Annotated in this window: 21 protein-coding genes; 13 read left to right on the plus strand and 8 right to left on the minus strand. The window is 61.2% G+C overall.

Annotation, left to right across the window (positions count from 1 at the left end; genetic code table 11):
• Window positions 1–2: 2 nt before the first annotated feature.
• From BSF40_RS04295 to BSF40_RS04325, 7 genes are all read left to right on the plus strand, one after another.
• Window positions 3–296, plus strand: a complete 294-nt coding sequence (locus BSF40_RS04295) for a DUF167 domain-containing protein (RefSeq protein WP_095964208.1) — start codon at window positions 3–5, stop codon at window positions 294–296.
• Between the two features lie 184 nt (window positions 297–480).
• Complete coding sequence (locus tag BSF40_RS04300) at window positions 481–1620, plus strand: homoserine O-acetyltransferase (protein WP_095964209.1); 1140 nt, start codon at window positions 481–483, stop codon at window positions 1618–1620.
• Window positions 1621–1627: 7 nt separating this feature from the next.
• Window positions 1628–2248 carry a methionine biosynthesis protein MetW gene (gene metW / locus BSF40_RS04305; protein WP_007975398.1) on the plus strand — a complete coding sequence of 207 codons (621 nt, stop codon included), beginning with the start codon at window positions 1628–1630 and terminating at the stop codon, window positions 2246–2248.
• Between the two features lie 26 nt (window positions 2249–2274).
• Window positions 2275–2709 carry a DUF4426 domain-containing protein gene (locus tag BSF40_RS04310; protein ID WP_095964210.1) on the plus strand — a complete coding sequence of 145 codons (435 nt, stop codon included), beginning with the start codon at window positions 2275–2277 and terminating at the stop codon, window positions 2707–2709.
• On the plus strand, window positions 2706–3302 hold the full coding sequence (rdgB, locus tag BSF40_RS04315; protein WP_095964211.1) for an RdgB/HAM1 family non-canonical purine NTP pyrophosphatase: 597 nt from the start codon (window positions 2706–2708) through the stop codon (window positions 3300–3302). The genes BSF40_RS04310 and rdgB overlap by 4 nt, the downstream gene beginning before the upstream one ends.
• A complete protein-coding gene (gene hemW, locus BSF40_RS04320) occupies window positions 3299–4504 on the plus strand; it encodes a radical SAM family heme chaperone HemW (protein WP_095964212.1) in 1206 nt (401 codons plus the stop codon). The genes rdgB and hemW overlap by 4 nt, the downstream gene beginning before the upstream one ends.
• Before the next feature lie 9 nt (window positions 4505–4513).
• The gene (locus BSF40_RS04325) at window positions 4514–4837 is read left to right on the plus strand and encodes a DUF3392 domain-containing protein (RefSeq protein ID WP_007975393.1); all 324 of its coding nucleotides are present in this window, start codon (window positions 4514–4516) and stop codon (window positions 4835–4837) included.
• A gap of 119 nt (window positions 4838–4956) precedes the next feature.
• Here the strand turns inward: BSF40_RS04325 and trmB are convergent, their stop codons facing one another.
• The 4 genes from trmB to BSF40_RS04345 all read right to left on the minus strand — a co-directional run bounded on the left by trmB (window position 4957) and on the right by BSF40_RS04345 (window position 7199).
• Window positions 4957–5682: a tRNA (guanosine(46)-N7)-methyltransferase TrmB gene (gene trmB / locus BSF40_RS04330; protein ID WP_057398140.1), complete on the minus strand. Its 726-nt coding sequence runs from the start codon at window positions 5680–5682 to the stop codon at window positions 4957–4959.
• A 9-nt stretch (window positions 5683–5691) separates the two neighbouring features.
• Window positions 5692–6486: a thiazole synthase gene (locus BSF40_RS04335; protein WP_007975390.1), complete on the minus strand. Its 795-nt coding sequence runs from the start codon at window positions 6484–6486 to the stop codon at window positions 5692–5694.
• A 60-nt stretch (window positions 6487–6546) separates the two neighbouring features.
• On the minus strand, window positions 6547–6747 hold the full coding sequence (gene thiS / locus BSF40_RS04340) for a sulfur carrier protein ThiS (RefSeq protein ID WP_007953386.1): 201 nt from the start codon (window positions 6745–6747) through the stop codon (window positions 6547–6549).
• An 83-nt stretch (window positions 6748–6830) separates the two neighbouring features.
• Window positions 6831–7199 (minus strand): DUF423 domain-containing protein, encoded by a 369-nt coding sequence (locus tag BSF40_RS04345; RefSeq protein ID WP_007995465.1) that lies wholly within the window; start codon window positions 7197–7199, stop codon window positions 6831–6833.
• Window positions 7200–7273: 74 nt separating this feature from the next.
• Here BSF40_RS04345 and mtgA point away from each other — a divergent pair, with 74 nt between their 5' ends.
• Window positions 7274–7996: a monofunctional biosynthetic peptidoglycan transglycosylase gene (mtgA, locus tag BSF40_RS04350; RefSeq protein WP_095964213.1), complete on the plus strand. Its 723-nt coding sequence runs from the start codon at window positions 7274–7276 to the stop codon at window positions 7994–7996.
• Between the two features lie 201 nt (window positions 7997–8197).
• Here the strand turns inward: mtgA and rpoH are convergent, their stop codons facing one another.
• From rpoH to ftsY, 4 genes are all read right to left on the minus strand, one after another.
• Window positions 8198–9052, minus strand: a complete 855-nt coding sequence (gene rpoH, locus BSF40_RS04355) for an RNA polymerase sigma factor RpoH (protein ID WP_007975386.1) — start codon at window positions 9050–9052, stop codon at window positions 8198–8200.
• A 120-nt stretch (window positions 9053–9172) separates the two neighbouring features.
• Window positions 9173–10195 (minus strand): permease-like cell division protein FtsX, encoded by a 1023-nt coding sequence (ftsX, locus tag BSF40_RS04360; RefSeq protein ID WP_095964214.1) that lies wholly within the window; start codon window positions 10193–10195, stop codon window positions 9173–9175.
• Entirely contained in the window at window positions 10192–10863 is a 672-nt protein-coding gene (ftsE, locus tag BSF40_RS04365) for a cell division ATP-binding protein FtsE (RefSeq protein WP_007975383.1), read from the minus strand. Before ftsE ends, ftsX begins: the two co-directional genes overlap by 4 nt.
• Complete coding sequence (gene ftsY / locus BSF40_RS04370) at window positions 10860–12401, minus strand: signal recognition particle-docking protein FtsY (protein ID WP_095964215.1); 1542 nt, start codon at window positions 12399–12401, stop codon at window positions 10860–10862. The genes ftsE and ftsY overlap by 4 nt, the downstream gene beginning before the upstream one ends.
• 343 nt (window positions 12402–12744) lie before the next feature.
• Here ftsY and BSF40_RS04375 point away from each other — a divergent pair, with 343 nt between their 5' ends.
• The 5 genes from BSF40_RS04375 to BSF40_RS04395 are packed head-to-tail and all read left to right on the plus strand — an operon-like array spanning window position 12745 to window position 18089.
• A complete protein-coding gene (locus BSF40_RS04375) occupies window positions 12745–14100 on the plus strand; it encodes a pitrilysin family protein (RefSeq protein WP_095964216.1) in 1356 nt (451 codons plus the stop codon).
• Window positions 14093–15583: a pitrilysin family protein gene (locus BSF40_RS04380; protein WP_095964217.1), complete on the plus strand. Its 1491-nt coding sequence runs from the start codon at window positions 14093–14095 to the stop codon at window positions 15581–15583. Before BSF40_RS04375 ends, BSF40_RS04380 begins: the two co-directional genes overlap by 8 nt.
• Window positions 15583–16191 carry a 16S rRNA (guanine(966)-N(2))-methyltransferase RsmD gene (gene rsmD / locus BSF40_RS04385; RefSeq protein ID WP_095964218.1) on the plus strand — a complete coding sequence of 203 codons (609 nt, stop codon included), beginning with the start codon at window positions 15583–15585 and terminating at the stop codon, window positions 16189–16191. The genes BSF40_RS04380 and rsmD overlap by 1 nt, the downstream gene beginning before the upstream one ends.
• Before the next feature lie 56 nt (window positions 16192–16247).
• Entirely contained in the window at window positions 16248–17246 is a 999-nt protein-coding gene (locus tag BSF40_RS04390; RefSeq protein WP_095964219.1) for a hydrolase, read from the plus strand.
• A 3-nt stretch (window positions 17247–17249) separates the two neighbouring features.
• On the plus strand, window positions 17250–18089 hold the full coding sequence (locus tag BSF40_RS04395; RefSeq protein WP_095964220.1) for an AraC family transcriptional regulator: 840 nt from the start codon (window positions 17250–17252) through the stop codon (window positions 18087–18089).
• The last annotated feature ends 19 nt before the right edge of the window (window positions 18090–18108 follow it).

Here is an 18108-nt window from a genome sequence, read left to right on the forward strand (position 1 = left end):
CGGTGAGCTGGTTTCGCTGGGACGGTGACGACCTGATTCTGGAGTGTCACCTGCAACCGGCAGCCCGTAGCGATGACTTCGCCGGGCTGCACGGTGATCGCCTTAAGATCCGCCTGACCGCGCCGCCAGTCGAGGGCAAGGCCAACGCGTATCTGATGGCGTTTCTGGCCAAGGCGTTTGGCGTGTCCAAGAGCCAGGTCAGTTTGATCAGTGGCGAGTTGAACCGGCAGAAACGGGTGCGGATCTGTTCGCCGAAGAAGTTGCCGGCCCTACCTGATCTGGTGCGTCCAGCCTGATCCACCGAGTCGCCTCATTCGCGAGCAAGCCCGCCCCCACAGGGGAATGCGTTCCTCTGTGGGAGCGGGCTTGCTCGCGAATGGCGCACCTCGGTCTTACTGAAAGAAATCAGGCCCGGCCTTTGCTTGCCGCTAACCCCAGCGGTCTTTAGACTTACGCCTCATTTCAATGAGAGCAGGGTCGATGCCAGCTGCCTTTCCCCCCGATTCTGTTGGTCTGGTGACGCCGCAAGTGGCGCACTTCAGCGAGCCGCTGGCCTTGGCCTGTGGGCGTTCGCTCCCGGCCTATGACCTGATCTACGAAACCTACGGCACGCTCAACGCCAGGGCGAGCAACGCCGTGCTGATCTGCCACGCCTTGTCCGGGCACCACCACGCTGCCGGCTATCACAGCGCCGACGACCGCAAACCCGGTTGGTGGGACAGCTGCATCGGCCCCGGCAAACCGATCGACACCAACAAGTTCTTCGTGGTCAGCCTGAACAACCTCGGCGGCTGCAACGGCTCCACCGGCCCGAGCAGCATCAACCCGGACACCGGCAAGCCGTTCGGCGCTGATTTTCCGGTATTGACCGTCGAAGATTGGGTGCACAGTCAGGCGCGCCTGGCCGATCGTCTCGGCATCGCCCAGTTCGCGGCCGTGATCGGCGGCAGCCTCGGCGGCATGCAAGCGATGCAATGGAGCATCACCTACCCCGACCGCATCCGTCACTGCCTGGCCATTGCCTCGGCCCCCAAGCTGTCGGCACAGAACATCGCGTTCAACGAAGTGGCACGCCAGGCGATCCTCACCGACCCTGAATTCCACGGCGGTTCGTTCCAGGAACAAGGCGTGATCCCCAAGCGCGGCCTGATGCTGGCACGCATGGTCGGGCACATCACTTACCTGTCCGACGACTCCATGGGCGAAAAATTCGGCCGCGGGCTGAAGAGCGAGAAGCTCAACTACGACTTCCACAGCGTCGAATTCCAGGTCGAAAGCTACCTGCGCTATCAGGGCGAAGAGTTCTCCGGGCGCTTCGACGCCAACACGTACCTGTTGATGACCAAGGCGCTCGATTACTTCGATCCGGCGGCGAACTTCGACGATAACCTGGCGAAAACCTTTGAAGGTGCCAAAGCCAAGTTCTGCGTGATGTCGTTCACCACCGACTGGCGCTTCTCCCCTGCCCGCTCGCGAGAGCTGGTGGACGCGCTGATGGCCGCGCGCAAGGACGTCTGCTACCTCGAGATCGACGCACCGCAAGGCCACGACGCCTTCCTGATTCCGATCCCGCGCTACCTGCAGGCGTTCGGCAATTACATGAACCGCATTACGTTGTGAGAAAGCCATGAGAGCTGATCTGGAAATCATCCAGGAATGGATCCCCGCCGGCAGCCGCGTGCTCGACCTCGGGTGCGGCGATGGCGAACTGCTGACCTGGCTGCGCGATAACAAGCAAGTCACCGGTTATGGCCTGGAAAACGACGCCGACAACATCGCCGAGTGCGTGGCCAAGGGCATCAACGTCATCGAACAGGACCTGGACAAGGGCCTGGGCAACTTCGCCAGCAACAGTTTCGACATCGTGGTCATGACCCAGGCACTGCAAGCCGTGCATTACCCGGACAAGATCCTCGAAGAAATGCTGCGCGTGGGCCGCCAGTGCATCATCACCTTCCCGAATTTCGGTCACTGGCGCTGCCGCTGGTACCTGGCGAGCAAGGGCCGGATGCCGGTTTCCGAGTTCCTGCCGTACACCTGGTACAACACGCCGAACATCCACTTCTGCACATTCGCGGACTTTGAAGCCTTGTGTCGCGAACGTGAAGCGAAGGTCATTGATCGGCTTGCCGTGGATCAACAGCATCGGCACGGGTGGGCCAGTAAGCTATGGCCTAATCTGTTAGGTGAGATCGGAATCTACCGCGTCAGCAGTCCGGGACTTTCCGACCACAAGGTCGCGGTCTGATCCACCCTACTTCAAGGAGAACGATCATGGGTCGTCTTGCTTTGTTTCTACTCACTGCCTGCCTGAGCGTCACCGCCATGGGCGCCGAAGCCATCAAGGGCGAACGCCAGGAAACCTTCGGTGACGTGACGGTGCACTACAACACCTTCAACTCCACCTACCTGACCCCGGACATTGCCAAGTCCGCCGAACTGGTCCGCAGCAAGAACCAGGGCGTGATCAATATCTCGGTGCTCAAGGAAGGCAAGCCACTGATGGCCCAAGTGAGCGGTTCGGTCAAAGACCTGACCAGCCAGACCGTGCCACTGAAGTTCAAACAGATCACCGAACAAGGCGCGATCTACTACATCGCGCAATATCCGGTGGATCAGCAGGAAGTCCGCACCTTCGAGATCAAGGTGCAGACCGGTGACAAAATCAACACCATCAATTTCAACCAAGAGCTCTTCCCTGGCCAATGATCAACTTCACGCAACTCGTATTGGCCAGCCATAACGCCGGCAAACTCAAGGAACTCCAGGCCATGCTCGGGGAGGCGGTGCATCTGCGCTCGATCGGCGAGTTCAGCAGCGTCGAGCCTGAAGAAACCGGTCTGTCGTTCGTCGAGAACGCCATCCTCAAGGCCCGTAATGCCGCGCGCATTTCCGGTTTGCCGGCGCTGGCCGACGATTCCGGGCTGGCGGTGGATTTCCTCGGTGGTGCGCCTGGCATTTATTCGGCGCGTTATGCCGACGGCAAGGGCGATGCAGCGAACAACGCCAAGCTCCTCGACGTGCTGAAAGACGTACCTGAAGCCGAGCGTGGGGCGCAGTTCGTCTGCGTGCTGGCACTGGTACGTCACGCCGACGATCCGTTGCCGATCCTGTGCGAAGGTTTGTGGCACGGGCGAATCCTGAACCAGGCCAGCGGCGAACACGGTTTTGGCTACGACCCGCTGTTCTGGGTGCCGGAGCGCAATTGCTCCAGCGCCGAACTGAGCCCTGCCGACAAGAACCAGATCAGCCACCGCGCCCGTGCAATGGATCTGCTGCGCCAGCGTCTGGGCTTGAAATGACCCGTGAATCATCCGCGTCGCCGCTGATCTTCGGCGGCGATGCTTCATCGCCCCGGGCGGCACTGCCTGTGTTGCCGCCCCTGGCGCTGTACATCCACATCCCGTGGTGTGTGCGCAAATGCCCTTATTGCGACTTCAACTCCCACACCGCCAGCCCTGTGCTGCCGGAAGAGGAGTATGTCGACGCGTTGCTGGCCGATCTCGACCAGGACCTGCACGCCGTCCATGGCCGTGAACTGAGCTCGATCTTCTTTGGTGGTGGCACGCCGAGCCTGTTCAGTGCCGATTCCCTGGGTCGCTTGCTCAAAGGCGTCGAACAGCGCATCCCCTTTGCCAGCGACATCGAAATCACGCTGGAAGCCAATCCGGGTACGTTCGAGCAAGACAAGTTCGTGGCGTACCGGAAACTGGGGATCAACCGCCTGTCTATCGGCATCCAGAGCTTCCAACAGGAAAAACTCCAGGCCCTGGGCCGGATTCACAACGGCGACGAAGCCGTACGTGCCGCCGGCATGGCGCGGCAGGCCGGCTTCGATAACTTCAACCTGGACTTGATGCATGGCTTGCCGAATCAGTCCCTGGACGATGCCTTGGCCGACCTGCGCACAGCCATCGCCCTGAAACCGACACACCTGTCGTGGTATCAACTGACCCTGGAACCGAACACGGTGTTCTGGAACCAGCCGCCGACATTGCCGGAAGACGACACGCTGTGGGACATCCAGGAGGCCGGGCAAGCGCTGCTGGCCGAACACGGTTACGCACAGTACGAAGTCTCGGCCTATGCCCTGCCCGGTCGCCCGGCGCGACACAACCTCAACTACTGGAGTTTTGGCGACTTCATCGGCATCGGTGCCGGTGCCCACGGCAAGCTCAGTCACCCGGACGGGCGCATTGTCCGCACCTGGAAAACCCGCCTGCCGAAGGATTACCTGAATCCGGCGAAAAGCTTCAAGGCTGGCGAGAAAGCGCTGACCAACGACGAAATGCCGTTCGAATTCCTGATGAACGCGCTGCGCCTGACTGAAGGCGTCGAATCGCGGCTGTACCCTGAACGTACCGGCATGCCCCTGGAAAGCCTTGCTGAAGGCCGACGTGAAGCCGAACAAAGCGGCCTGTTGCAGGTCGAACCGTCACGCCTGGTAGCCACGATGCGCGGACAACTCTTCCTCAACGACTTGCTGCAGAAATTTCTGACATAAGGAAATCGAATGGACTTGGTACTCGACCTGCTTGCCACCGTGTCTCGCTGGAGCCGCAGCAACCTCTCGGAAATCGCCCTGGCCCTGGTGGGCTGCCTGCTGGTGCTGTTTGGTGCGGATTTCAAAGGCTGGGTCGAGCAGCGCCTGGGCAGCATCGCCGGCGCCTTGCGCGTGCCACTGATGGCTCTACTGTGCATGATCGGCAGCGGTGCGGCGCTGATCTATGCCACGCCCTGGGTCGTGCGCGGCTTGAGCCAGTTCAACAACTACAGCCTGGCGCCGGTGTTGTTGGTGGTGTTGGTGCTCATCGGCGTCGTAGCAGACCGCCGCTGACTCTTTTGCCGAATACAAAACAACTGTGGGAGCGGGCTTGCTCGCGAAAGCGGTGTATCAGACAACATTAATGTCGACTGACACGACGCCTTCGCGAGCAAGCCCGCTCCCACAGGTTTTTACGCCAGTTTTTCGAACTTCAAATCCCACACACCATGCCCAAGACGCTCACCACGGCGTTCGAACTTGGTGATCGGGCGCTCGGCCGGGCGCGGTACGCACTTGCCGTCTTCGGCCAGGTTGCGATAACCCGGGGCAACGTTCATCACTTCCAGCATGTATTCGGCGTACGGCTCCCAGTCGGTGGCCATGTGCAGAATGCCGCCGACCTTCAACTTGCTGCGTACCAGCTCGGCGAAGGACGCCTGGACGATACGGCGCTTGTGGTGACGGCTCTTGTGCCACGGATCCGGGAAAAACAGCATCAGGCGATCAAGGCTGTTATCGGCCACGCAGCGGTTGAGCACTTCGATCGCATCGCAATCATAGACCCGCAGGTTGGTCAGGCCTTGCGTCAGCACGCCATTGAGCAGCGCCCCGACACCCGGACGGTGAACCTCGACGCCGATGAAGTCCTGGTCCGGCGCAGCCGCTGCCATTTCCAGCAACGAATGGCCCATGCCGAAACCGATTTCCAGCGAGCGCGGTGCCGAGCGACCGAACACCTGGTCGAAATCCACCGGCGCGTCAGCCAGCGGCAGTACGAACAGCGGCGCGCCCTGCTCCAGGCCGCGTTGCTGGCCTTCGGTCATGCGCCCGGCGCGCATCACGAAACTCTTGATGCGGCGGTGTTGGCGCTCGTCGCCTTCTTCCGTCTGGATTGGCGTGTCGTTCGATTCAGTCATCAATGGCTCTTACTTGATCAGACCATCCAGCGGCGAAGAGGCGCTGGCATAGAGTTTTTTCGGCATACGGCCGGCGAGGTAAGCCAGGCGGCCTGCGACGATCGCATGTTTCATGGCTTCAGCCATCATGACCGGCTGCTGGGCGTGGGCAATGGCCGAGTTCATCAGCACCGCATCACAACCCAGTTCCATGGCGATGGTGGCGTCGGAAGCGGTACCGACACCGGCATCCACCAGTACCGGGATTTTGGCTTCTTCGAGGATGATCTGCAGGTTGTATGGATTGCAGATCCCCAGACCCGAACCAATCAAACCCGCGAGCGGCATGACGGCGATGCAGCCGATTTCCGCCAGTTGCCGGGCGATGATCGGGTCATCACTGGTGTAGACCATCACGTCGAAGCCTTCCTTGACCAGCGTTTCGGCGGCCTTGAGGGTTTCGATCACGTTGGGAAACAGGGTTTTCTGGTCGGCCAGCACTTCCAGCTTCACCAGGTTGTGGCCATCGAGCAGCTCACGGGCCAGGCGGCAGGTGCGCACGGCTTCGATGGCGTCGTAGCAACCGGCAGTGTTCGGCAGGAAGGTGTAGCGATCCGGCGACAGCACTTCGAGCAGGTTCGGCTCGCCCTCGATCTGGCCGAGGTTGGTACGGCGCACGGCGAAAGTCACGATCTCGGCACCCGAGGCTTCGATGGCCAGGCGGGTTTCTTCCATGTCACGGTACTTGCCGGTACCGACCAGCAAACGCGACTGGTAAGTACGACCGGCCAGGACGAAAGGCTTGTCGCTACGAACGATGCTCATGGGAAATCCTCTGTAGGGGTGAGGTACTTGCAGAATTCTGTGGCCACTCGGCCGAGACTACTAGCCGCCGCCGATGGCGTGCACCACTTCGACGTTGTCGCCGTCGTTCAACGTGGTGTCTGCATGCTGGCTGCGCGGGACGATATCCAGATTGAGTTCGACCGCCACCCGGCGTCCGGTCAGGTCCAGACGGGTCAGCAGGGCCGCAACGGTTTCACCGTCGGGCAGTTCAAAGGATTCGCCGTTCAACTGAATGCGCATGCCGGATGCCGCCATCATTTTTAGGGGCTGGCATTCTAGCTTGATCATGACCTAAAGGTCAGCAACAAGCGTCAAGCGGTAGGTTACAAACGCCAGGCGGCCAGGCCCAGGCAAAACCAGCCCACCAGGAAGGCCAGGCCACCGAACGGGGTGATGATGCCGAGCTTGCTGATGCCCGTCAGCGTCAATACATACAGGCTGCCGGAGAACAGCAGGATACCGATGGCAAACGATGCGCAGGCCCAAGTGGCGAGTCGACCGGGAATTTGCGTGGCCAGCGCAGCGACACCGAGCAGCGCCAGGGCATGCACCAGTTGATAGGTGACGCCGGTATGGAAGATCGCCAGGTACTCGGCGCTCAAGCGGCTTTTCAGTCCGTGGGCGGCAAAGGCCCCGAGACCGACACCGGTGAAGCCGAAAAAAGCGGCCAACATCAGAAAGCCACGCAGCATGCAGAACTCCAGTCAGTTTCGATCCAAAGGGTCTGTATAATGGCCCGCTCAACGGGTTCGGCCAAGCCATCTCTATGCTGCGTATCTATTTCCGTCATTTCTCAAAGGCCGTGCTCTGGTTCATGGGTGGCAGCGTATTGCTGGTGCTGATCTTTCGCGTGGTGCCGCCTCCGGGGACGACGCTGATGGTCGAGCGCAAGATCGAATCCTGGTTCGATGGCGAGCCCATCGACCTGCAACGCGACTGGAAACCCTGGGACGAGATCTCCGACGACCTCAAGGTGGCGGTGATTGCCGGCGAAGACCAGAAATTCCCGGAGCACTGGGGCTTCGATATCGGCGCGATTCAGGCGGCGTTTGCCCACAACGAGCGCGGTGGTTCGATCCGTGGCGCCAGCACCCTGAGCCAGCAAGTCTCGAAAAACCTGTTCCTGTGGTCTGGCCGAAGCTGGCTGCGCAAAGGCCTGGAAGCCTGGTTCACCGGGCTGATCGAAGTGTTCTGGCCCAAGCAGCGGATTCTTGAAGTGTACCTCAACAGTGTCGAGTGGGATGACGGTGTGTTTGGCGCAGAGGCTGCGGCACGGCATCATTTTGGGACCAGCGCGAAAAACCTCAGCCGACAGCAATCGAGCTTGTTGGCCGCCGTACTGCCAAACCCTCGGGTCTGGAGCGCAAGCCATCCGACTTCCTACGTTTCACGCCGGGCTGGCTGGATCAGGCAGCAGATGAGCCAGTTGGGTGGGGACAGTTACCTGGTGGGCCTGAACGATTCGCGTCGGGCGCCCTGGGCCGAATAACACTGAAGACCCCCTGTGGGAGCGGGCTTGCTCGCGAAAGCGGTGTATCAGACAACTTTTAATGTCGACTGACAGGACGCCTTCGCGAGCAAGTCGAATCGTCGCACCGCCGCTCCCACATTTGCTCTGGGGTGTATCAGGGATCATCAGCACAAACAAAAACGCCCCGATCAATGATCGGGGCGTTTTTTTGATCGCCAGTTACGCAGCGATCGACAACTTGAGCTTGTTCATCGCGCTCTTCTCGAGCTGGCGAATACGCTCGGCCGACACGTTGTACTTCTGCGCCAGGTCGTGCAGCGTGGCTTTTTCTTCCGCCAGCCAGCGCTGGTAGAGAATGTCACGGCTACGGTCGTCCAGCACTTCCAGCGCTTCGTGCAGGTTGTGGTTGGAGTTGTCGCTCCAGTCGGCGTCTTCCAGTTGACGCGCCGGGTCGTACCGGTGGTCTTCGAGATAGTTGGCCGGCGACTGGAAAGCACTGTCGTCGTCCGCTTCGGCAGCCGGGTCGAAGGCCATGTCATGGCCGGTCAGGCGGCTTTCCATCTCGCGCACTTCCCGAGGCTCTACGCCCAGGCTTTCAGCGACGCGATGAACTTCCTCGTTATTCAACCAGGCCAGGCGTTTCTTCTGGCTGCGCAGGTTGAAGAACAGCTTGCGCTGGGCCTTGGTGGTCGCGACTTTCACGATGCGCCAGTTGCGCAGGATGAACTCGTGGATTTCCGCCTTGATCCAGTGCACGGCAAAGGACACCAGGCGCACGCCCATTTCCGGGTTGAAGCGCTTCACGGCCTTCATCAGGCCGACGTTGCCTTCCTGGATCAGGTCAGCCTGAGCCAGGCCGTAGCCGGAATAGCTACGGGCGATATGTACGACAAAACGCAGGTGGGCGAGCACCATCTGCCGAGCCGCCCCCAAATCCTGCTCATAATAGAGACTCTCGGCCAGTTCACGCTCCTGCTCCGGCGACAGCAATGGAATGCTGTTGACGGTGTGCACATAGGCCTCCAGGTTCGCACCCGGGACCAGAGCATATGCAGGTTGCAAAGAATTGGTCATACGAAAAAACCTCCGACTTACAAACTCGTGCAGTTCAGCACTGCGAAAATTGACCGGAAACCGAAAGACAAGTTCCCTAAAACCCATAAACACTGAAAGGTCAATACGAGCAAAATGATACTACTTAGGCGCAAGCTCCCTCAGGTGGCGTGCGACTGCAATCCATGCACCGATATACCCCAACAGCACCGCGCCAAGCAAGAGAGACAGACCGTCGGCAACTGGCACTCCAGCCAGCGCAAAATCACTGCCGTACAAACCGGCCAGCCCTACCACCGCGTCGTTCAGCCAATCAAGGCCGAACGCAAGCACGCCCCAGGACAGAATCCCCGCACCGAAGCCATACAGCGCCCCCATGTACAGGAAGGGCCTGCGGACATAGCTGTCAGTGCCGCCGACCAGTTTAATCACTTCTATCTCTGTGCGGCGGTTTTCAATATGAAGACGAATGGTATTGCCTATCACCAAAAGTAATGCAGAAACCAGAAGCACGGTCAGACCGAAGACAAAACGGTCACCCAGCTTGAGGATGGCTGCCAGACGCTCGACCCAGACTAAATCAAGTTGCGCCTGCTGTACCTTCGGCAGCTCGGATAGTTTTTGTCTTAATGCTTCAAGGGCCGGCTTGTCGACTTCGGTCGGCGTTACCAACACCACGCCTGGCAACGGGTTCTCCGGCAGTTCCTTGAGCGCCTCGCCCAGCCCCGACTGTTGCTGGAACTCTTCCAGCGCCTGATCCCGGCCAACGTATTCGGCGTCGGCCACGCCCGGCATGCCCTTGATCTGATCGCGCAGCGATTCGCCTTCGGCCGGCTTGGCCTCAAGGTCCAGATACAGGGAAATCTGCGCCGCGCGCTGCCAGGAACCACCCAGGCGCTCGACGTTACTTAGCAAAAGTGACAGCCCCATGGGCAAGCTCAGGGCCACCGCCATTACCATGCAGGTGAAAAAGCTGCCGATGGGCTGCTTGCCCAGGCGACGCAGGCTGTCGACCATGCTGGCGCGATGGCTTTCGATCCAGGCACGGAACAACGTGGCGAAGTCCGGCCCGTCGTCATCGTCGTGCTTTTTCTTTTGCGGCTGCGGATCGGCGGCTTTCGGGGCCACGCGCTCGGAAACCTTGGGGCTACGTGTTGCACTCATACCGCGGCCTCCCCGTCACCGATCAATCGACCGCGCTGCAACGTCAGCATGCGGTGGCGCATGCGGGCGATCAGGGCCAGGTCGTGACTGGCGATCAGCACGCTGGTACCCAGGCGATTGATGTCTTCGAACACACCCATGATCTCGGCGGCCAGACGCGGGTCGAGGTTACCGGTCGGTTCATCCGCCAGCAGCAAGGCCGGACGGTGGACGATGGCGCGGGCGATGCCGACGCGCTGCTGCTGACCGGTGGACAGGTCACCCGGGTACAGATCGGTTTTATCCGACAGCGCCACGCGCTCCAGTGCCGAGTCCACGCGCTTGGCGATCTCGGCCTTGGACAGGCCCAGGATCTGCAAAGGCAACGCGACGTTATTGAACACCGTGCGATCGAACAGCAATTGGTGATTCTGAAACACCACGCCGATCTGCCGACGCAGGAAAGGAATCTGCGCATTGCTGATGGTGCTCAGGTCTTGCCCGGCGAGCAGCAGCTTGCCGCTGGTCGGGCGCTCCATCGCCAGCAACAGGCGCAACAGCGTGGATTTACCGGCGCCGGAATGGCCGGTGACAAACAAGAACTCGCCACGACGGACTCGAAAGCTCAGCTCATGCAAGCCGACGTGACCGTTCGGGTAGCGCTTACCGACCTGTTCGAAACGAATCATGAACGCTCCCGCTCGGCAAACAATGCCTGGACAAAGGGTTCTGCTTCAAAGGTACGCAAATCGTCGATGCCTTCGCCGACGCCAATGTAGCGGATCGGCAAGCCGAATTGCTTGGCCAGGGCAAAAATCACCCCGCCTTTGGCGGTGCCGTCGAGCTTGGTCAGCGCCAGGCCGGTCAGTTCGACGGTCTGGTTGAATTGCTTGGCCTGGTTGATGGCGTTCTGGCCTGTACCGGCGTCAAGCACCAGGAGCACCTCGTGAGGTGCGTCGGCGTCGAGCTTGCCGATCACCCGGCGAACCTTTTTCAGCTCTTCCATCAGGTTGTCTTTGGTGTGCAGGCGGCCGGCGGTGTCGGCGATCAGTACATCGATGCCACGGGCCTTGGCGGCCTGCACAGCGTCGAATATCACCGAGGCCGAGTCGGCGCCAGTATGCTGGGCGATCACCGGGATCTTGTTGCGCTCGCCCCAGACCTGCAACTGCTCTACCGCCGCCGCACGGAAGGTGTCGCCGGCGGCGAGCATGACTTTCTTGCCTTCCAGCTGCAGTTTCTTCGCCAGCTTGCCGATGGTGGTGGTCTTGCCGGCACCGTTGACGCCGACGACCAGAATCACGAACGGCTTGTTCTGCGAGGTGATTTTCAGTGGCTGCTCGACGGGTTTGAGCATGGCCGCCAGCTCGGCTTGCAGGGATTTGTACAGGGCATCGGCGTCAGCCAGTTCCTTGCGCGCAACCTTCTGCGTCAAACGCTGAATGATCACCGAGGTGGCTTCGACACCGACGTCGGCAGTCAGCAGACGGGTCTCGAGGTCCTCGAGCAGTTCGTCATCAATAACCTTTTTGCCCAGGAACAGGCTGGCCATGCCTTCGCCGATACTGGCGCTAGTCTTGGACAGGCCCTGCTTGAGGCGGGCGAAGAAACCGGCTTTGGTTTCTTCGGTGCGTACGGGTTCTACCGGGGTTTCGACGGGCGTCGCGATCGGCGCAGGAATCGGAGCGGGTGCCGGTGCTTGAGCAACCGGAGCAACCGGAGCAACCGGAGCAACCGGAGCAACCGGAGCATCGAATACCGGAACCTCTGGCTGGCTGACAACGGAAACAGGCTCGGCCACGACGACGGGTTCAACAATCGCTTCGACCACAGGCGCATGAACCGGTGCAGGCGCAAACGCTGCCGGGGCCGGAATCGGCGGGGTCACATGGGGGGCCAGGTCATTTTCGACCAACGCCACGGGCTCTTCGGCTACCGGCAGGGTCAACCACGGTTCAGCCGTCGGGGCCAGCGGCTGTTCGATGACGATTTCGCTGACAGGTTCGGGAGCGGCTTCAACCTTGGGCTGCAGCAACGGCTCGGCAACCGGCAGAACAACCGGCGCGGGCGCTTCTTCTATTACCGGAACCGGCGTCGGTGCTGGCTCAGGAATGGCTTGTGGCTGTTCGACGACGGGTTCCTGCGGCTTTTTGCGCAGCCATCCGAACAGGCTTTTCTTCTCGCCAGCCGCAGCTGGGGTCTTCTTGTCGTCGTTGGAACCAAACATGGAGGACGGCTATCTCACGGTAGCGACGCGCCAATGGCGCCCCGGCAAATAAATAATCGATGCAGAACAGACTGTGATTGACCCAGCTTGTTCACGCGCAACATTTTGTCGAGGTGCCAACGGCGCCTCAAAGGTCGACTAATACGAAGGACTGAAACGGCATCGTCGGCGAAAACGCAGAGTTTAGCTGACAAACTCAAAGTTTCTGCCGGTAACCCATACAACCCGCAGGCCAATCAAAGGCCTGATAGGCGTGGCCGCCAGTAAAACGGATCAGTATCCTAGCACCCTCTCGCCCGCTGACGCTAAGAACAAGCGGGCAGCCCCAAAGGTTTGAAAACGAATGAATGCTCTTGCCCGCCGCGCCGCAGGCCTGCTGCTCAGCACAGTTTGCCTGCCCCTTTCGGCCCTGGCTGCCGACCCGCAACCCACCCACGAATTCACGCTCGACAATGGCTTGAAGGTGGTCGTGCGCGAAGACCATCGTGCACCTGTTGTGGTTTCCCAGGTCTGGTACAAGGTCGGCTCCAGCTACGAGACGCCGGGCAATACCGGCCTGTCCCACGCTCTGGAACACATGATGTTCAAGGGCAGCGAGAAGGTCGGCCCCGGTGAAGCCTCGCTGATCCTGCGCGACCTCGGCGCCGAAGAGAACGCTTTCACCAGCGACGACTTCACCGCGTACTACCAGGTGCTGGCGCGGGATCGCCTGGGCGTAGCCTTCGAACTGGAAGCCGACCGCATGGCCAGCCTGCGCCTGCCGGCCGACGAGTTCGCCAAGGAAATCGAGGTCATCAAGGAAGAACGTCGCCTGCGCACCGACGACAAGCCGATGTCCAAGGCCTATGAGCGCTTCAAGGCCATGGCTTACCCGGCCAGCGGCTATCACACGCCGACCATCGGCTGGATGGCCGATCTTGAGCGGATGAAGGTCGAAGAACTGCGCCACTGGTACCAGACCTGGTACGTGCCGAACAACGCCACGCTGGTGGTGGTCGGCGACGTGACGCCGGACGAAGTCAAGGCTCTGGCCCAACGCTATTTCGGCCCGATCGCCAAGCGTGATGTGCCGGCCGCGAAAAAGCCGCTGGAGCTGGCCGAACCGGGCGAGCGCCAGATCACCCTGCATGTGCAAACCCAACTGCCCAGCCTGATGCTGGCCTTCAACGTGCCGAGCATTGCCACCGCCGAAGACAAGCGCCTGGTCAACGCCCTGCGCCTGATCTCGGCGCTGCTCGATGGCGGCTACAGCGGGCGCATCCCGACGCAACTGGAGCGCGGAGAAGAACTGGTGTCCGGCGGCTCGTCGAGTTACGACGCCTACACCCGTGGCGACAGCCTGTTTACCCTGTCGGCATCGCCAAACTCGCAGAAACACAAGACCATCGCCCAGGCAGAAGCTGGATTGTGGAAGCTGCTCGATCAGTTGAAAACCACTGCGCCGACGGCCGAAGAACTCGAACGGGTTCGTGCACAAGTCATCGCCGGCCTGGTCTACGAGCGCGACTCGATCACCAGCCAGGCCACCGCCATCGGCCAACTGGAAACCGTCGGCCTGTCATGGCAACTGATGGACACCGAACTGGCCGACCTGGAAAGCGTGACTCCGGAAGATATCCAGAAAGCCGCCAAGCTGTATTTCACCCGCGAACGTCTCAGCGTCGCCCATGTACTGCCTCTGGAGACGACTCATGAGTGAGCGTAAACCCTCCCGCCTGGCCCTGATCGGGCTGATCGCTGCCGCCGTTATCGGCTCTGCCGCGTTCTATCTGTCGCGCTCCGGCGAAACCAGTGCCAGTGAAGCCCTGGACAAAGCCAAGGCCAGCCAGAAACTGCAATCGCTGACCGAACTCAACGGCAAGGCGCCGGACCACCGCAAGCTGGACGTGCAGACCTGGAACACGGCCGAAGGCACCAAGGTGCTGTTCGTCGAAGCCCATGAGCTGCCGATGTTCGACATGCGCCTGATCTTCGCCGCCGGCAGCAGCCAGGACGGCGATGCACCGGGCCTGGCGCTGTTGACCAACGCCATGCTCAACGAAGGCGTGGCCGGCAAGGACGTCGGCGCCATTGCCCAGGGCTTCGAAGGCCTGGGCGCCGATTTCGGCAACGGTGCTTACAAAGACATGGCAATCGCTTCACTGCGCAGCCTGAGTACCAAGGACAAGCGCGAGCCGGCCCTGAAGCTGTTTGCCGAAGTCATCGGCAAGCCGACCTTCCCGGCCGACTCACTGCTGCGCATCAAGAACCAGATGCTCGCCGGTTTCGAATACCAGAAACAGAACCCCGGCAAACTGGCGAGCCTGGAACTGATGAGCCGCTTGTACGGTGATCACCCGTACGCGCATTCCAGCGACGGCACGGCGAAAAGCGTACCGGCGATCACCCAGGCACAACTGCGTGCTTTCCACGAGAAAGCCTACGCAGCGGGTAACGTGGTGATCGCACTGGTCGGCGACCTGTCCCGCGCCGAAGCCGAAACGATTGCCGCACAGGTTTCCGCCGCCCTGCCCAAAGGCCCGGCACTGCCAAAAGTCGCGCAGCCGACTGAGCCGAAGGCGAGCATCGGCCACATAGAGTTCCCGTCCAAGCAGACCAACCTGATGCTCGCGCAATTGGGCATCGATCGCGACGATCCGGACTACGCGGCGCTGTCCATGGGCAACCAGATTCTCGGTGGCGGCGGTTTCGGCACCCGGTTGATGAGCGAAGTGCGCGAGAAGCGTGGCCTGACCTACGGCGTGTATTCGGGCTTCACCCCGATGCAGGTGCGCGGCCCGTTCATGATCAACCTGCAGACCCGCGCCGAGATGAGCGAAGGCACCCTGAAACTGGTGCAGGACGTCCTGGCCGACTACCTTGAAACCGGCCCGACCGAAAAGGAGCTCGAAGACGCCAAGCGCGAACTGGCCGGCAGTTTCCCGCTGTCTACCGCCAGCAACGCCGATATCGTCGGCCAACTGGGCGCCATCGGTTTCTACAACCTGCCGTTGAGCCACCTGGAAGAATTCATGCAACAGTCCCAGGCCTTGACCGTCGAACAGGTCAAAGCCGCCATGAACAAACACCTGGGCACGGACAAAATGGTCATCGTCAGCGCTGGCCCGACCGTGCCGCAAAAGCCGTTACCGGCCCCTACTGATAAACCTTCCGAGCAGCCGCTCGGGGTTCCGGAGCATTAATGGCCAGTCCCAAGAAACCCGCCAAAAACGTCCATAACGGCGTGAACCAGCTGCGCATCATCGGTGGCGAATGGCGCAGCCGCAAACTGAGTTTCCCCGACGCCCCGGGCCTGCGCCCGACGCCGGACCGCGTGCGTGAAACCCTGTTCAACTGGCTCGCGCCTTACGTGCCGGGCGCCAAGGTGCTCGACCCGTTCACCGGCAGCGGCGCGCTGTTCCTCGAAGCCCTGTCCCGTGGCGCGTCCATGGGCCAGGCGCTGGACGCCAGCAGCATCGCGGCGTCCAGCCTGAAGGAGCACCTGGGCACCCTGCGGTGCACCAACGGCCAGGTCCAGACCGCCGATGCCCTGCGCTACCTGGAAACCCAGACCGCAACGGCCTATGACCTGGTGTTCCTCGACCCGCCGTTCAACCAGAACCTGCTGCCCGTTGTTTGCAAGTTGCTCGAAGAGCGTCAATGGCTGGCCGAAGATGCCTGGGTGTACACCGAAAGCGAATCCGCGCCGTCGACCCTGGGCCTGCCGGAGAACTGGCGCCTGCACCGCGAGCAGAAATCCGGGCGCGTCTACTACTCGTTGTGGCAACGTATGGCAGAGATCGCCGGTTAATCGACCGGCCTGAAAAAGGTGCGTACCCGCTACGCACCGCTGCATCGAGAAAGAACGTGCCCCATCCGCCAGAACGCTTCACCCCCGCCTTCGGCCTCGGCAATCCGCACTTGCAAACCTTGTGGGGGCCGCTGTGGCGTAAAACCGTGCACATCGGCCGCGAACGCGAACGCCTGTGGCTTGAAGATGGCGACTTTCTCGATCTGGATTGGCACGGTCCGCACAGCGTCGACGCGCCTTTGGTGCTGGTGCTGCACGGGCTCACCGGGTCCTCGAATTCACCTTATGTCGCTGGCTTGCAAAAAACCCTGGGTGACCGGGGTTGGGCCAGTGTCGCGCTGAACTGGCGTGGTTGCTCGGGCGAACCCAATCTGCTGCCACGCAGTTACCACTCCGGCGCCAGTGAAGACCTGGCTGAAGCGATTAAACACCTGCGGGCCAAACGACCCCTCGCGCCACTGTATGCGGTGGGTTACTCCCTCGGGGGTAATGTCCTGCTCAAGCATCTGGGTGAAACCGGCAGCGACAGCGGCGTGACGGCAGCCGTGGCGGTATCGGTGCCATTCCGCCTGGACCAGTGCGCTGACCGCATCGGCCAGGGTTTCTCCAAGGTTTACCAGGCACATTTCATGCGCGAGATGGTCGCCTACATCAAGAACAAACAGCGACAGTTCCAGCACGACGGACGGGAGGATGGACTGGCCGCATTGGCTGCGCTTGGGTCGCTGAAAAACATGCGCACGTTCTGGGATTTCGATGGCCGCGTCACCGCGCCACTGCACGGTTTCGCCGATGCCGAGGATTACTATCGCCGCGCATCAAGTCGCTATTTCCTTGGCGAGATTCGTACGCCGACCTTGATGATACAGGCCGCCGACGATCCCTTCGTGTTTCCCCACAGCCTGCCGCACGCCGATGAGTTGTCCGCATCCACGCAATTCGAACTGCAAGCCAAGGGCGGGCATGTCGGCTTCGTCGACGGCACGCTCAGGCAACCGGGTTACTACCTTGAACGGCGCATCCCCGAGTGGCTGGCCCTCACAGGGCGCGTTTGAATCATGGACGCCGACCAGGGCGAGTCAATCCACTTCTGGCAAACCCCGCCCCTGGCCGGGGTCGAGTTGTTGTCCGCCCGCTACATCGATCATCGTTTTGCCCCGCACGTGCATGACGGTTATGTGATCGGCATGATCATGGCCGGCGCCCAGCGTTACCGCTATCGCGGCGCCGAACACCTCGCGGGCAGCGGCACGCTGGTACTGATCAACCCCGATGAATTGCACACCGGCCACAAAGGCACCGAGGATGGCTGGCTTTACCGGGCGTTTTATCCGGACAGCGGGCAGATAACCTCGCTGCTGGCCGAACTCGAATTGCCGACCCACCACCTGCCGGCCTTCGGCGCCACCCTGTATCGCGACCAGGACCTGGTGAACGGCTTCTGCCAACTTCATCGCCTGCTGGAAAGCCCCGCCACCGCGTTGCAGCAACAAACGGTCTGGCGCGAACTGGTGCTGTCGCTGTTGCAGCGTCATGCGGCGGTGCCCGATGCCGGTAAACCCGGCAAGGAACACCGGGCCGTGAGCCTGGCCAAGGAATTGCTGCACGCGCAACTGGCAGCGCCGCCCTCACTGGAGACGCTGGCGGCGACGGTCAACCTCTCGCCCTTCCATTTCGCCCGTGTATTCCGCCGGGCCACCGGCATGCCGCCGCACACCTGGCTGATGCAACAGCGCATCGCCCGGGCGCGGGCGTTGCTGCAGAATGGTTGTCTGCCGCTGGAAGTCGCCATGCAACTGGGGTTTGCCGACCAGAGCCACCTGAGTCGGCAGTTCAAGCAGGTGTACGGGGTTGGACCGGGGGCGTATCGCAGTGCCCGGCAACTGCCCAAATCCTGATAGCGACAAAAAACCAATG

Source organism: Pseudomonas sp. ACN5, assembly GCF_002303975.1.
Classification (GTDB): domain Bacteria; phylum Pseudomonadota; class Gammaproteobacteria; order Pseudomonadales; family Pseudomonadaceae; genus Aquipseudomonas; species Aquipseudomonas laurylsulfatiphila.